General features: G+C 71.5%; 14 protein-coding genes and 1 tRNA gene. 5 read left to right on the top strand and 10 right to left on the bottom strand.

What is annotated here, in order from left to right; all coding sequences use genetic code 11:
* Window positions 1-198: 198 nt before the first annotated feature.
* Window positions 199-1,641 (bottom strand): argininosuccinate synthase, encoded by a 1,443-nt coding sequence (gene argG, locus ACVKXF_RS07515; protein ID WP_123293324.1) that lies wholly within the window; start codon window positions 1,639-1,641, stop codon window positions 199-201.
* Window positions 1,642-1,751: 110 nt separating this feature from the next.
* On the opposite strand from argG, the gene ACVKXF_RS07510 reads away from it, so the two are divergent.
* Together ACVKXF_RS07510 and ACVKXF_RS07505 are read left to right on the top strand one after the other, a co-directional pair.
* Window positions 1,752-2,306 (top strand): RNA polymerase sigma factor, encoded by a 555-nt coding sequence (locus tag ACVKXF_RS07510; protein ID WP_340196832.1) that lies wholly within the window; start codon window positions 1,752-1,754, stop codon window positions 2,304-2,306.
* Entirely contained in the window at window positions 2,303-3,181 is an 879-nt protein-coding gene (locus ACVKXF_RS07505) for a hypothetical protein (RefSeq protein WP_456795330.1), read from the top strand. The genes ACVKXF_RS07510 and ACVKXF_RS07505 overlap by 4 nt, the downstream gene beginning before the upstream one ends.
* Window positions 3,182-3,245: 64 nt before the next feature.
* Here ACVKXF_RS07505 and ACVKXF_RS07500 read toward each other — a convergent pair.
* The 7 genes from ACVKXF_RS07500 to ACVKXF_RS07470 all read right to left on the bottom strand — a co-directional run bounded on the left by ACVKXF_RS07500 (window position 3,246) and on the right by ACVKXF_RS07470 (window position 8,489).
* Window positions 3,246-3,320: transfer RNA gene (locus ACVKXF_RS07500), tRNA-Arg, on the bottom strand.
* Between the two features lie 13 nt (window positions 3,321-3,333).
* The gene (locus ACVKXF_RS07495) at window positions 3,334-4,437 is read right to left on the bottom strand and encodes an epoxide hydrolase family protein (protein ID WP_456795329.1); all 1,104 of its coding nucleotides are present in this window, start codon (window positions 4,435-4,437) and stop codon (window positions 3,334-3,336) included.
* Window positions 4,438-4,494: 57 nt separating this feature from the next.
* Entirely contained in the window at window positions 4,495-5,169 is a 675-nt protein-coding gene (locus ACVKXF_RS07490) for a cation diffusion facilitator family transporter (protein WP_456795328.1), read from the bottom strand.
* Window positions 5,166-5,519 (bottom strand): Cd(II)/Pb(II)-sensing metalloregulatory transcriptional regulator CmtR, encoded by a 354-nt coding sequence (gene cmtR, locus ACVKXF_RS07485; protein ID WP_456795327.1) that lies wholly within the window; start codon window positions 5,517-5,519, stop codon window positions 5,166-5,168. Before cmtR ends, ACVKXF_RS07490 begins: the two co-directional genes overlap by 4 nt.
* Window positions 5,520-5,686: 167 nt before the next feature.
* Complete coding sequence (locus ACVKXF_RS07480; RefSeq protein WP_123312032.1) at window positions 5,687-6,181, bottom strand: HNH endonuclease; 495 nt, start codon at window positions 6,179-6,181, stop codon at window positions 5,687-5,689.
* Window positions 6,182-6,572: 391 nt separating this feature from the next.
* Window positions 6,573-7,616: a C40 family peptidase gene (locus ACVKXF_RS07475; protein WP_123312030.1), complete on the bottom strand. Its 1,044-nt coding sequence runs from the start codon at window positions 7,614-7,616 to the stop codon at window positions 6,573-6,575.
* 177 nt (window positions 7,617-7,793) lie between these two features.
* Window positions 7,794-8,489, bottom strand: a complete 696-nt coding sequence (locus ACVKXF_RS07470; RefSeq protein WP_123312028.1) for a metal-dependent transcriptional regulator — start codon at window positions 8,487-8,489, stop codon at window positions 7,794-7,796.
* A 174-nt stretch (window positions 8,490-8,663) separates the two neighbouring features.
* Between ACVKXF_RS07470 and serC the strand changes: the two genes are divergently transcribed.
* The gene (gene serC / locus ACVKXF_RS07465; protein WP_123312026.1) at window positions 8,664-9,779 is read left to right on the top strand and encodes a phosphoserine transaminase; all 1,116 of its coding nucleotides are present in this window, start codon (window positions 8,664-8,666) and stop codon (window positions 9,777-9,779) included.
* Window positions 9,780-9,870: 91 nt separating this feature from the next.
* On the opposite strand, the gene ACVKXF_RS07460 is transcribed toward serC, so the two are convergent.
* Both ACVKXF_RS07460 and ACVKXF_RS07455 read right to left on the bottom strand, forming a co-directional pair.
* Complete coding sequence (locus ACVKXF_RS07460) at window positions 9,871-10,578, bottom strand: DUF3027 domain-containing protein (RefSeq protein WP_396289376.1); 708 nt, start codon at window positions 10,576-10,578, stop codon at window positions 9,871-9,873.
* Between the two features lie 4 nt (window positions 10,579-10,582).
* Window positions 10,583-10,960 carry a cold-shock protein gene (locus ACVKXF_RS07455; protein ID WP_111085215.1) on the bottom strand — a complete coding sequence of 126 codons (378 nt, stop codon included), beginning with the start codon at window positions 10,958-10,960 and terminating at the stop codon, window positions 10,583-10,585.
* A gap of 109 nt (window positions 10,961-11,069) precedes the next feature.
* Between ACVKXF_RS07455 and ACVKXF_RS07450 the strand changes: the two genes are divergently transcribed.
* Window positions 11,070-11,315, top strand: a complete 246-nt coding sequence (locus ACVKXF_RS07450) for a hypothetical protein (RefSeq protein ID WP_148061738.1) — start codon at window positions 11,070-11,072, stop codon at window positions 11,313-11,315.
* Window positions 11,316-11,343: 28 nt separating this feature from the next.
* The gene (locus ACVKXF_RS07445; protein ID WP_123312020.1) at window positions 11,344-13,107 is read left to right on the top strand and encodes a helicase-associated domain-containing protein; all 1,764 of its coding nucleotides are present in this window, start codon (window positions 11,344-11,346) and stop codon (window positions 13,105-13,107) included.
* Window positions 13,108-13,117: the final 10 nt, after the last annotated feature.

Here is a 13,117-nt window from a genome sequence, read left to right as displayed (position 1 = left end):
GGGGGGGCCCCCCGCCCCCCCCCCGGGGGGGGGGCGGGGGGGGCGGGGGGGGGGGGGGGGGCGCCCCCGGCCCCCCCCCCCCCCCCGCGGGGGGGGGGGGGGGGGGGGCCCGGGGCCCCCCCCCCCTCCCGTGAGGTTCTTCGCGCGTCCACGGCGCGCGACCGGTCGTGTGGTACCGGTCACGTCGCTCTGCGCTGGTCAGTCGGTGCCGGAGTCGAAGGCCGCGCCCTCGGAGGCGAGGTCCGTCCGACGACCGAGCGCGTCCTCGGCGTCCGAGGCGATGACGGCGCCGCCGAGGATCTCCTCGGACTCGCCCGCCTCGAGCTCACCGACGAGCTCGGCCGTCGCACCACCGATGAGACCGGCCGCCGCGTACTGCTCGAGCCTTGAGCGGGAATCCGCGATGTCGAGGTTGCGCATCGTCAGCTGACCGATGCGGTCGTCCGGACCGAACGCGGCGTCGCCGACCCGCTCCATCGAGAGCTTGTCAGGGTGGTAGGACAGCGCCGGACCCGTGGTGTCGAGGATCGTGTAGTCGTCGCCGCGACGCAGGCGCAGCGTGACCTCGCCCGTGACGGCCGACGCGACCCAGCGCTGCAGGGACTCGCGGAGCATGAGCGACTGCGGGTCGAGCCAACGGCCCTCGTACATCAGTCGCCCGAGTCGGCGGCCCTCGTTGTGGTACGACGCGACGGTGTCCTCGTTGTGGATCGCGTTGAGCAGCCGCTCGTACGCGATGTGCAGCAGGGCCATGCCCGGTGCCTCGTAGATGCCGCGGCTCTTCGCCTCGATGATGCGGTTCTCGATCTGGTCGGACGCGCCGAGGCCGTGACGACCGCCGATCGCGTTCGCCTCGTAGACGAGTGCGACGGCGTCCGTGTACTCCTCGCCGTTGATCGCGACGGGGCGTCCGGCCTCGAAGCGGATGCTGACGACCTCGGTGGCGACCTCGACGTCGTCACGCCAGGCGGCGACGCCCATGATCGGCTCGACGATGTCCAGGCCGCTCGAGAGCTCCTCGAGGCTCTTCGCCTCGTGCGTGGCACCCCAGATGTTGGCGTCGGTCGAGTACGCCTTCTCGGTGGAGTCGCGGTACGGGAAGCCGCGGGCGACGAGCCACTCGCTCATCTCCTTGCGGCCGCCGAGCTCCTCGACGAACTCGGAGTCGAGCCACGGCTTGTAGACGCGCAGACGCGGGTTGGCCATCAGGCCGTAGCGGTAGAACCGCTCGATGTCGTTGCCCTTGTAGGTGGAGCCGTCGCCCCAGATGTCGACGCCGTCCTCCTTCATCGCGCGGACGAGCATCGTGCCCGTCACCGCACGACCGAGGGGCGTCGTGTTGAAGTACGTCTTGCCGCCGGAACGGATGTGGAAGGCACCGGTCTGCAGGGCGACGAGGCCTTCTTCCACCAGGGCGCTCTTCGCGTCGACCAGGCGGGCGATCTCGGCACCGTACTCGTGGGCGCGGCTCGGGACGGCGTCGATGTCCGGCTCGTCGTACTGACCGATGTCAGCCGTGTACGTGCAGGGGATCGCCCCCTTCTCGCGCATCCAGGCAACGGCGCAGGAGGTGTCGAGACCCCCTGAGAACGCGATGCCGACTCGTTCGCCGACGGGGAGACTGCTCAGGACCTTGGACACGGGGTCAATCGTACGGGGAGACCGGGGCACGCTACCGTCCAGCGCGACGGTTGTGGAGAACTCGTCCCGCGAACCGGGAACCGATCCGCTGCGCCCGGACAATACAGGGCATGAACCAGATCACGGGGGACCGAGCGGACTGGGCGCTGGGCATGGCCGGCGACGGCCGAGCGGTCGGACGCGTCTTCGACCGCCACGCCCCACGCCTGCGCCGGCACGCCGTCGGCCTCGTCCCCACACCGGCCGACGCCGACGACGTCGTGGCCATCGCGTTCCTCGAGGCCTGGCGGAAGCGCGAACGCGTCCGCTTCGTCGACGACTCCATGCTGCCCTGGCTGCTCGTCACGGCGACGAACACCGCGCACAACCTGACCCGCGCCACCCGCCGTCACCGGCTCTTCCTCGGGAGGTTCCCGGTCGACGACCCCGCTCCCGACCCCGCAGAGTCGTTCACCGACGCCGAAGCGGTCGCAGCGTTGCGCGGGCTCCCGATCGCAGACCAGAGGGTCCTCACCCTCTGCGTGCTCGAAGGCCTCGGCGAACGCGAAGCGGCCGCAGCCCTCGGGGTCGCACCGGGCACCGTGAAGTCCCGGCTCCACCGGGCGAAGGCACGACTCCAGCAGCAGTACTCGACGTCAGCGGAACCCCTCGGAGGCACACTGTGAACGACCACATCTCCCCTCGTCTCGCGGCGATGCGCGACGCCCTCGTCGCCGACGTCGACGCAACGGCCCACCCCGCGCGTCCGCGGCGACGACGACCCACTCGCGGCACGGTCGCCGCGGTCGTGACGGCCTTCGCCGTCGGCGCCGGTCTCACCGGAGGGATCACGGCTGCGGCGCTCCCCGGCACCACCGCGGACGCCGCACGCGAGGATCTGCTCGCGACGACGACCCGCTACGGGACGGTCGAGGTCAACCACGCATCGATGCTCGGCTCCCCCGCGTTCACCGTCACCCACGGCGACGCCTCGTTCTCCCTCGGCGCTCGGCCGGAGGGAGCCGACCGGGTGACGCTCACGTGGGAGTGTCTCGACCCCGGCACCTTCACGGTCGAGGTCGGCGGGACGACCGTCGCCGACGCCGTCGCGTGCACGCCGGGTTCCATGCCGCGATGGAGCCTCTCCCCGCTGACCGGATCCGGAGCGGCCGCCGTGTCGGTCTCCGGTGGCGGCGGTGCCCGCTACGCCGTGTGGGCGTCGTGGGCACGGTCGGCACGGATCGCGCAGCCCTCGCCCCAGCAGCAGGCTGCGATCGCCGACGGGACCATCACCCTGGCCGAGTACACCGCCGCCTTCGACCGGCTCGCGGCCTGCATGGCGCAGGCGGGGCACCCGATCGGCGACGTGGCGCCGTCGTGGTACGCCGACGGCTTGTGGTCGAGCACGGGCCCCGGCGCCGGCCCGTGGTACATCTGGTCGACGCCGACCGAAGCCGTCGACGTCCTCGACACGCAGTGCGCACCGCGCGAGTTCGAGCAGGTCGACACGATCTGGCAGGGCGAGCACCCGATCCCGGAGGACCCGCCGGCCGCGGGGTGATCCGCGGCGCAAGGCTTCGGTGCCCCCGGAAGGCGCTGCAGGGACGCGAACCCCTTCGACCTGCTGGTGCCCCTGGAGGGACTCGAACCCCCAACCGTTTCCTTAGGACGGAACTGCTCTTCCATTGAGCTACAGAGGCTGGCCCGTCCACTCTAGCGGCGGAACGGCTCCAGGAAGGTCGTGAGCTCGTCGACGTACAGGGCCGGCTGCTCGAACGGCGCGAAGTGTCCCCCGCGCGGCATCATCCGGTAGGACACCAGGTTCGTCGTCCGCTCGAGCCATGCGCGCGGCGGCTCCACGAGGTCGCCGGGGAACAGCGAGAACCCGGACGGTACCTCGACCCGGCGGGCGAGCTGGTCGGCCGGGATCGCGGCGTTCGCGTGGTACATCCGCATCGCCGAGCCGATCGTGCCGGTGGCCCAGTACTCGGTCAGCAGCGCGAGCACCTCGTCCTGCGTGTACACCGACCACAGGTCGCCGTCGCAGTCACTCCACGACCGCAACTTCTCGACGATCCACGCGGCGAGCCCGGCGGGTGAGTCGTTCAGGCCGACCGCGACGGTCTGCGGCTTGGTGCGGTGCATCATCGCGTAGGCGCCCTCGGCGTCGCGCCAGCGGGCGGTCGCGGCGACGAACCCGCGTTCCTCCGGCGACAACGTGTCGAGGTCGATGCCCGGCCAGGCGAGCCCGCCGTCGATGCGGTGCACGGCGACGACCCGGTCGGCGTGCACGAGCGCGAGGTAGCGGGCGACGTGGGTCCCGATGTCCCCGCCGGCGACGGCGAAGCGTTCGTGGCCCAGCTCCGTCATCAGCTCGGCCCACATGCCGGCGACCGCGCGGGCGTCGATCGGCTGCGGCGGCGCGTCGGAGAAGCCGTACCCGGGCATGTCCGGCACGACCACGTCGAACCCGGCCTCGACGAGCATCGGCAGGACCTTGCGGTACCGCCACCCGGAGTCGGGCCAGCCGTGCGCGAGCAGGAGCGGCAACGCGTCGGGCGTGCCGGCTCGGGCGTGCAGCACGTGGATCCCGGTGCCGTCGATCGTCAGCCGTCGGCTGGGCAGCGCGGCGAGCTGTGCCCGGTGCGCGTCGAAGTCGAAGCCGTCGGCCCAGTACGCGATGAGGGCCCGGAGTTCGTCGACGTCCGCCCCGAGCGACCACCCGGCGCCGGCGGGAGCATCCGGCCACCGCGTGGCACGCAGTCGCGCGCGGAGGTCCTCGATGGTCGCGTCGTCGATCTGCGGTGTCTCGCCCATGGCGGCGACGCTACTCAGCGGGACCGACACCCGGACCGCGGGCGCCGTCCGACGTCTTCAGCAGCAGTCGCAGGCGTCGCTCGCACGCTCGCCGGTCAGGGCGCCGACCGGCTGCTTGCAGGCGTCGCCGCGCCAGGCCTCGAGCCCCTCGCGCACCGCGAACACGACGACGACCAAGCCGGCGACCGGATCAGCCCACGACCACCCGAACAGCGTGTTCAGGAGCAGACCGATCAACACCGCGGCGGACAGGTAGCTGCACACCAGGGTCTGCTTCGAGTCCGCGATCGCCGATGCCGAACCGAGCTCCTTGCCGGTACGACGTTCGAGCAGGCTGAGGAACGGCATCACGGCAAGGCTCACCGCCGCCAGCACGATCCCGACGAGGCTGTGCTCCGGCTCGCGCACCCCGGTCAGGGTCAGCACCGCGTCGACCGTGACGTACAGCGCCAACCCGAAGAAGGAGACCGCGATGGCCTTGAGCGCGACGCGTTCCCGTGCTTCGGGGTCCGACCCGGCGAACTGCCACGCGACCGCAGCGGCGGACAGGACCTCGACGACGGAGTCGAGTCCGAAGCCGATGAGGGCTGTCGAGGACGCCACCGAACCGGCGGCGATCGCGATGACCGCCTCGATGACGTTGTACGTGATCGTCGCAGCGACGATCCACCGGATCCGTCGCTGCAGCACCCGTCGGCGGTCGGGGACGACCGCAGCCGTCACCCCGGTCATGCGCCGGGTCCGCAGCAGAGCGGGACGTCGCAGTCCTCGTCGGTGCACGCTTCGCCGTCGTCGACGGCGAGCACGACCTCGAGGAGCGAGCGGATCGCGGCCCCGAGGTGCGGGTCGGCGATCTCGTACCGGGTGGACCGCCCCTCGGGCACGGCGACGACGATCCCGCATCCGCGCAGGCAGGCGAGGTGGTTCGAAACGTTCGAGCGGCTGAGCCCCAGGTCGGTCGCGAGCCGGCCCGGGTGGACCGGCGCCTCGAGCATCTCGAGCAGGATCCGGGACCGTGTCCGGTCCGCCATCGCCCGGCCGAGCCGGTGCATGACGTCGAGCCGCGGTGCAGTGGTCAGCATGCGCTGACCATACAGCGTCCGCTGACCTGTCGCGAGCGGACGGCGGACGGGAGGCTCGTGGCGGCCCCGCCACGGGCCTCCAGTCCGTCATCGAGTGAGCACAAGACGACGGCTCGCCACCCGCGACCCGTCGCCTTCTGCTCGCTCGGTACCTGCAGGGCAGGCCGCTACGCGGCCACCAGGTACTCGTCCCACTCGGCCTGCGGACGCTCGATGCCGCGAACGACCCACGACGAACCGTGCGGGATCTTCGGACGGAAGCGCAGCCGCCACCCCATCTCCTGCGGGGTGCGGTCACCCTTCTCGTTGTTGCAGGCCAGGCAGCAGGCCACGAGGTTCTCCCACGAGTCCTGCCCGCCGCGCGACTTCGGCTGCACGTGGTCGATGGTCGTCGCGTGCCGGTCGCAGTACGCGCACCGGTTCGCGTCACGGCGCAGGACGCCTCGCCGCGACACCGGCACGAGTCTCGAGTGCGGGATGCGCACGTACCGGGTGAGGATGATGACGGACGGACGGTCGTAGCTCGACGTCGACCCGGTGACCGGGTGTTCGAGATCGGCGGCGACGACGGAGGCCTTCTGGTTCATGACCAGCACGAGGGCTCGTCGGAACGAGATCACCGCGAGGGGCTCGTAACCGGCGTTGAGGACGAGAGTGCGCATTGGTTCCCTTCCGACGTGCCTGGACGGCTTCCAGGCGCTGCGGGTGCGTCGGACCGGGGTCCTTCGCAGGTGACCGTCGCTCGCGCACACGTCCCCTGAACCACGAAGAGCACCACCCGGATGGGCAGTGCTCTCGTCATGCAGGGGCGTGCTCGTGCACGCAGGCGGTGGTCGACCGTATGTCGATGCGCGCGCGCCGACCCATGGTTCGGGTCGTGCGGAACATCGACATGGGGTCTCCCTGCTCGGGGCCTTGCGGACCGGTGCAGCGCCAGGCTACGTCAGAAACCGGCCCGGCACGAGGGTGCACGGGCCGGTTCCGGCGATGTTCACGGGATCGATGCCCCGCGGTCGGGTCGGACGCCGCGGCGCCGTAGACGCCTCAGATGCCTCAGATGCCGAAGCGGACGATGTGGTAGTCGCTGGTCCAGATCGGACGGATCGACACGGAGCCACCGGGCTTCGGGGCGTCCATGATCATGCCGTTGCCCATGTAGAAGCCGTCGTGCGCCTCGTTGTTGAAGATGACGACGTCACCGGGCTGCGCCTCGGACTCGGGGATCGTGGTGCCGGCCTGGTCCTGCAGCGGCACGGAGTGCGCGAGGTTGATGCCGTACTGCGCGTACACGAACATGACGTATCCCGAGCAGTCGAAGCCCGACGGGTCGGCGCCGCCGAAGACGTACGGGGTGCCGATGTACTGCTTGGCGGTCGCGACGACGGCCGGCAGCGAGAACGGGGTGTCCGCGGCGGTCGAGCTGGCCACGTAGTCGGCGGCGGACGGGCCGGTGTACGAGGCGTACTGCTCGGCGGTCTGCGCACGCGCGGCCTGGGTCGCGGACGCCTGCTCCTCGGCGTCGGCTGCGGCCTGCTCCGAGGCCGCGGCCTGGTCGGCCGCTGCCTGCTTCGCCGCTGCGCGGGCGTCGAGCGTCGCGGTCGAGGTGGCGCCGTAGCCGTCGCGGCTCGTGCCGGCCAGGGCCACCGCGTCGGACACCGAGAACTCCTGGCTCTCGGTCGCGCGGACCTGACGCTGGGCGTTCGCCGCGTCGGTGCCGGTGGCGGGCTGCGCGGCGAAGGCCGGTGCGACCGCCACGGTGCCGAACATGCCGGCGGCGACCGTCAGGACGATGGGGGCGAGGAACTTGCGCTTGCGCGACGCCGAACTGGCCTTCGCTGCGGTGGCACTGGCTGCAGCCTGCGCAGCACGACGGCCGCCGGGGAGCGGCGCGGACCGCACGGGGACGACCTTGCGGGTCGGGCGCGCATCGGCCTGGCGGGCGGACCGCCGGGTGAGCGGGGCGTCGGTGGCGTTCTCGGTGTTCGTCGGGTTCGCGGGCGTCTGGTCGTCCGCGGCGGAACCGGTCTGCGTCAAGGGTGTGGTCTCCGGCGTCTCGTCATCACGCTGCCGTGGGTGTCCGGCGACGTGCAACCCCATCCGTTCGTCATCGTTTCCGATCGAGGCAGGAGACGGGTTCGAGACGTCCTGCCACGGGTCTCCGGCTCAGGCGCAGCGCGGGGACTCGACGAGTGTACGGGGCCGTCGTTACCTTGTCGAGATGAAACGGCCCGTTTGTAACGAAACGGTTAAGAAGCCCTGGTCAGAGCAGGGAAATCAGTTCCGCTCGATGTACACGTGCTGCGCGACCTCGACGGGGAGCTCGATGCCCGAGTCCTCGCCCTCGACACGAACGGCGACGTAGGCCCCGGCGCGCTGCACGCCCGCGAGCCGACCGGGCATGACGCCGGCCGTGCGGAGCTGGTGCAGGAGTTCGGGTTCGAACTGCACGGGCTCGCCCAGACGTCGGATCACGCCGGTCGCGACGGCGTCGGTGCCCTCGGTCGCGGCGACGATGTTCTGCACGCCGTCGAGGAACCCGGCGGCTGCGGGGCCGCCGATCTCTGCCAGGCCGGGGATCGGGTTGCCGTACGGCGACTCGGTCGGGTTGCCGAGCATCTCGAGCAGGCGGACCTCGACCTGCTCGCTCATGACGTGCTCCCACCGGCAGGCCTCGTCGTGGACGAAGGCCCAGTCGAGCCCGATGACGTCGGCGAGCAGTCGCTCCGCCAGACGGTGCTTGCGCATGACGTGGGTGGCGCGTGAGCGACCCTCGTCGGTGAGCTCCAGGTGGCGGTCGCCGGAGACGACGACCAGGCCGTCGCGCTCCATGCGGGCGATGGTCTGCGAGACCGTCGGGCCCGAGTGACCGAGCCGCTCCGAGATGCGGGCGCGCAGCGGAACGATCGCCTCCTCCTCCAAGTCGAGGATGGTGCGAAGGTACATCTCCGTGGTGTCGACGAGATCGGTCACGGTCCGCCTCTCATGTCTGGGCCCAGCGGCCACCACCCTACTTGTTCGGACCGACGAACTCCGACCGACACTTGCACGGGGCAAGAAGAGCGCCGCAGCCGCACCCCTGCGGGCAACCCCGTCCGGCCGGTACAGGCGCACCAGCACTGGGATCGCGCTCGGTAGGATCGGCGCATGGCAGACATCGTCATCCCCGCCGAACTCCTCCCCACCGACGGCCGCTTCGGCTGCGGACCGTCCAAGATCCGCGGCGCGCAGCTCGAGTCCCTCGTGACGCGCGGGGCCACGATCCTCGGCACGTCCCACCGCCAGAAGCCCGTGAAGGACCTGGTCGGCAGCGTCCGCTCCGGGCTCGCCGACCTGTTCCAGGTCCCCGAGGGCTACGAGGTCGTCCTCGGCAACGGCGGTTCGACCGCCTTCTGGGACGCCGCCGCGTTCGGCCTCATCGAACGCCGTGCGGAGAACCTGTCCTTCGGCGAGTTCGGGTCGAAGTTCGCCAAGGCCGCCGGCGCACCGTGGCTCGAGGCGCCGCACGTCGTCGAGGCCCCCGGCGGATCACTCGCCGCGCTCGAGCCGATCGACGGCGTCGACGTCTACGCCTACCCCCACAACGAGACCTCGACCGGCGTGATGGCCCCGGTCGTCCGCGCCGCCGGTGACGCCGGAGCACTGACGGTCGTCGACGCCACGAGCGCCGCCGGTGGTGCCGCGTTCGACGTGGACGCCACCGACGTCTACTACTTCGCACCGCAGAAGAACTTCGCCTCCGACGGTGGCCTGTGGCTCGCGCTGTTCTCCCCCGCCGCGATCGAGCGCGTCGAGCGCATCGCGGCGAGCGGCCGGTACATCCCGGAGTTCCTGTCGCTCAAGAACGCCGTCGACAACTCGCGCCTGAACCAGACGCTGAACACCCCGGCGATCTCGACGCTGCTGCTGCTCGACGACCAGGTCCGGTGGATCAACGAGTCCGGCGGCCTGGCGTGGGCGGACACCCGCACGAAGACCTCGTCGTCGACGCTGTACGACTGGGCCGAGTCGGTCGACTACGCGACCCCGTTCGTCACCGATCCCGCAGCCCGCTCGCAGGTCGTCGCCACGATCGACCTCGACGACTCGATCGACGCCAAGGCCGTCGCCGCGACCCTGCGCGCGAACGGCATCGTCGACACCGAGCCGTACCGGAAGCTCGGCCGCAACCAGCTGCGCGTCGCGACGTTCACCGCGATCGACCCGGACGACGTCGCGAAGCTCGTGCAGGCGATCGACTTCACGGTCGACGCCCTGCGCTGACCCCACGCCCCGCCGTCCGGTCGGCGGACACCTGGGAAACGACGAAGCACCACGGGAGACCGTGGTGCTTCGTCGTTCTGGTCGGTGCGGGTCAGGAGCGGTGGAAGTCCGGGTCGACCTCGCCCGCGTCGAGCTGGTCGACCACGAGGTCGGCGTCCGGGTCGACCGGCCGCACGCGCTGGGCGCGGCGACGGCGGGGCGGCTGCGGAGCCTCGTCGACTGTGTCGTCGTCACCGTCGGAGGCGTCATCGTCGACCTCGGCGAGCGCGTCGACGTCCACACCCTCGATGTCGTCGTCGTCCGACTCGTCCAGGTCGTCCTCGTCGGCGTCGAAGTCGTCGTCGTCATCCGACTCGTCGTCGGCTTCGTCGTCGTCCGCGTCGTCGTAGTCGGCGTCCTCGTCCGAGTCGTCGTCCGACTCGTCGTCGAAGTCGTCGTCCTCGTCGTCGTCATCCGAATCGTCGTCAGACTCCTCGTCCGACTCGTGGTCCTGCGCCGCCCGGTACTCGGCCAGTCGCTCGGACCACGGCACCCACTCCGGTGCCACGAGCGAGCCGTCGCCGGGCATCAGCTCGACCTCGAGCACGGTGGGGTCCTCGTCGCCGACCTTCGCGACGCTGACGGTCCAGCGCCAGCCGGGGTACCCCGGCATGCGGTTCGCGAACAGGACGGAGACGACGCCGTCGCCCTCGTCCACGGTGCCGACGGGCGCGCCGATGCTCGACTCCGGGGTCACCTCGAGCAGCGCGGTCCGCGCCAGGTCGGTGTAGTCAACAGGTACTGCGTCGCTGTCTGTCATGGGGTCACGCCTCCAGCTGGTCTGCGACGTGCCGCAGGATGGCGGCGAGTCGATCGCCGTTCTTCGGGTAGCGGCCGTGGCGGAGGTCTCCGCTGATCCGGTCGAGTTCCTTCACCAGGTCCTCGACGATCACGGCCATGTCGTCTGCGGAGCGACGGGTCATCCGGGACAACGATGGCTGCGGGTCGAGGAGCCGCACGGACAGTGCCTGCGACCCCTTCTTCCCCTGCACGACGCCGTACTCGAGCCGGGATCCCGCCTTCACGGTCACGACGCCGTCGGGCAGCGAGGAAGCGTGCAGGAAGACCTGGTCGCCGTCGTCTCCGGTGATGAAGCCGAAGCCCTTGTCGTCGTCGTAGAACTTGACCTTGCCGGTGGGCATGCGTGGACTCCTCGAGGTCGTGGTACGGCCGTGGTGCGTCGGATATCCTGGGTCGATGGCCAATCCGACCCGATCAACCGGGAACCCGCAGGATTCCGCAGAACCCCCGGTGACGTTCAATCGTACCGAACGCGCTCTGGCGTTCATGGTCGGTGGCATCTTCATCGCTGCGTTCCTCTGCATGGCGGCGATGATCGTCATGTGGCTGACGGTCCCGAGCGCGCAGGGCTCCATGCCGTGGCCGGTGATCATGGCGATCCCGCTCGTCGGGTTCCCGATCGGCATGGTGCTGGTCTTCACGCTCCTCGGCATCACCTGGACGCGTCGCGCACGAGCCAACCGGACGGCTCGCTGACGTCCGCCCCGGACGCTGGCACCGGACGATGACGACCACCGCCGACCTGGCCGCCCGACTCCGGGCGCTGCCGGACGACTCCCTCGAACGACTCGTCGCTGCGCGGAGCCTGCCCCCGGCCGCCCTCGGCGAGACCGGTCCGCAACGGATCACCGACTTCTTCGACCTGGCCGAGGCGCTCCGCACCGACGACGCCGTCGACGCTGCGGTCGAGCACCTGCCCCGCGCCACCATCCTGGCGCTCCGTGACGGCGGTGACGCCGACAGCCTGGGCCCGGCGATCACGCTCGGCCTGGCCGACGAGGACGGCGCCGTCGACGACGCGGTCGCCGCACGCGTGGCCGCCCACCCCGACCTCGTGGCACTGGAACGGTCAGGAGGCCCGGATCGCCCCGACCGCGCTCCGCACGCCGACGACGTGGCCGGTCAGGACCGCGCACGCACCTCCGGCGCGGAGCAGGCGTTCTCGAGCATGACCGTGCTCGCCGAACTGCTGCGTGCGGTGGACGCCGGCTCGGTCCGCGAACTCGTCAAGGGCGGCATCGGCACACCACTCGCCAAGGCCCTGGCCGAGCGCATCGGCACCGAGGCGGACGTCGTGCCCGGGAGACTGGAACTGCTCGACCGCGTGGGCTTCGCGGACCCGGGCTCCGGCCGCTGGACGGTCACCGACGCCGGGCAGGCCTGGCTGGTCGCCGACTGGCCGGACCGCTGGGCGACGCTGGTGTCGGCCTGGGCGGACACCCTCGGTACCGCGGTGCACGAGGTCCTCGCGCTCGCAGACGACGACCTGCGCGACCTCGTGGCACTCGGACGCTGGGCGTACCCCGCGGGCTCCCGTTGGCTCGACGCCCTCCTGCTCGACGCCGCCGGTACCGCCGGTTCGCTCGGACTCGCGGTCGACGGCATCGTCACGAGCACTGGCCGGGCACTCCTGGACGGTGACGCCGGGCCCGCGTCGGAGGACCTGCCCGGCACCGTCGACCAGGTGTACCTGCAGCACGACCTGACCGTGATCGCTCCCGGGCCCCTCGCACCGGTCGACGACGCCGCCCTGCGCACGGTCGCCGTGCTCGAAGCCCCCGGGTTGGCCGCCCGGTACCGGATCTCCGAGGACACCCTGCGCGCGGCGTTCCGTGCCGGGCACTCCCGCGACGACGTCCTGGCGCTGCTCACCCGACTGTCGTCGACGGGTGTCCCGCAGCCGCTCGCCTACCTGGTCGACCAGGTCGCCGGACGCGACGGCAGCATCGTCGTCGACCGCGGCGAGGGTGGGGTCGGCACCGTGGTGCGCGGCACCGCGGACCAGCTCGACCTCATCGGTGTCGACGCCGAACTCCGGCAGATGGCGTGGGAGCGCAGCGACCTGACCACGCTGACCACCCGCTACCCGGCGCACGTCGTGCACACCGCGCTCGAGGACCAGCGCTACCCGGCCGTGCTCGCGACCGGCGCCCGCCCCGAGACGCACCACGGGCCTCCCGGTCGGCGCAGCCCCACCGGACGCTCGCCGGAACAGGCGGCGCACGCACTCGTGGAACGACTCCGCCTGACCACCCAGCGTGGTGACGCCGAGCCGGAGCAGGAGTGGCTGGGACGGCAGATCGACCTGGCCGTGCGCGGGCGGACGCCGATCCGGCTCACGGTCCGCATGCCGGACGGGTCCGAGCGGCCGTTCTCGATCATCCCGACCTCCGTCGCGGCCGGCCGCGTCCGCGGCCGTGACACCAGCGTCGACGTCGAACGCACGTTGCCGCTGTCGCTCGTCGTGGCGGTCGAGAGCGACGCCTGAGGGGCGCGGT

The sequence above is a fragment of the Curtobacterium sp. PvP017 genome (genome assembly GCF_054060195.1).
The sequence above is the reverse complement of the archived record's forward strand: the minus strand, read 5'-3'. Positions and strand labels throughout refer to the sequence as shown.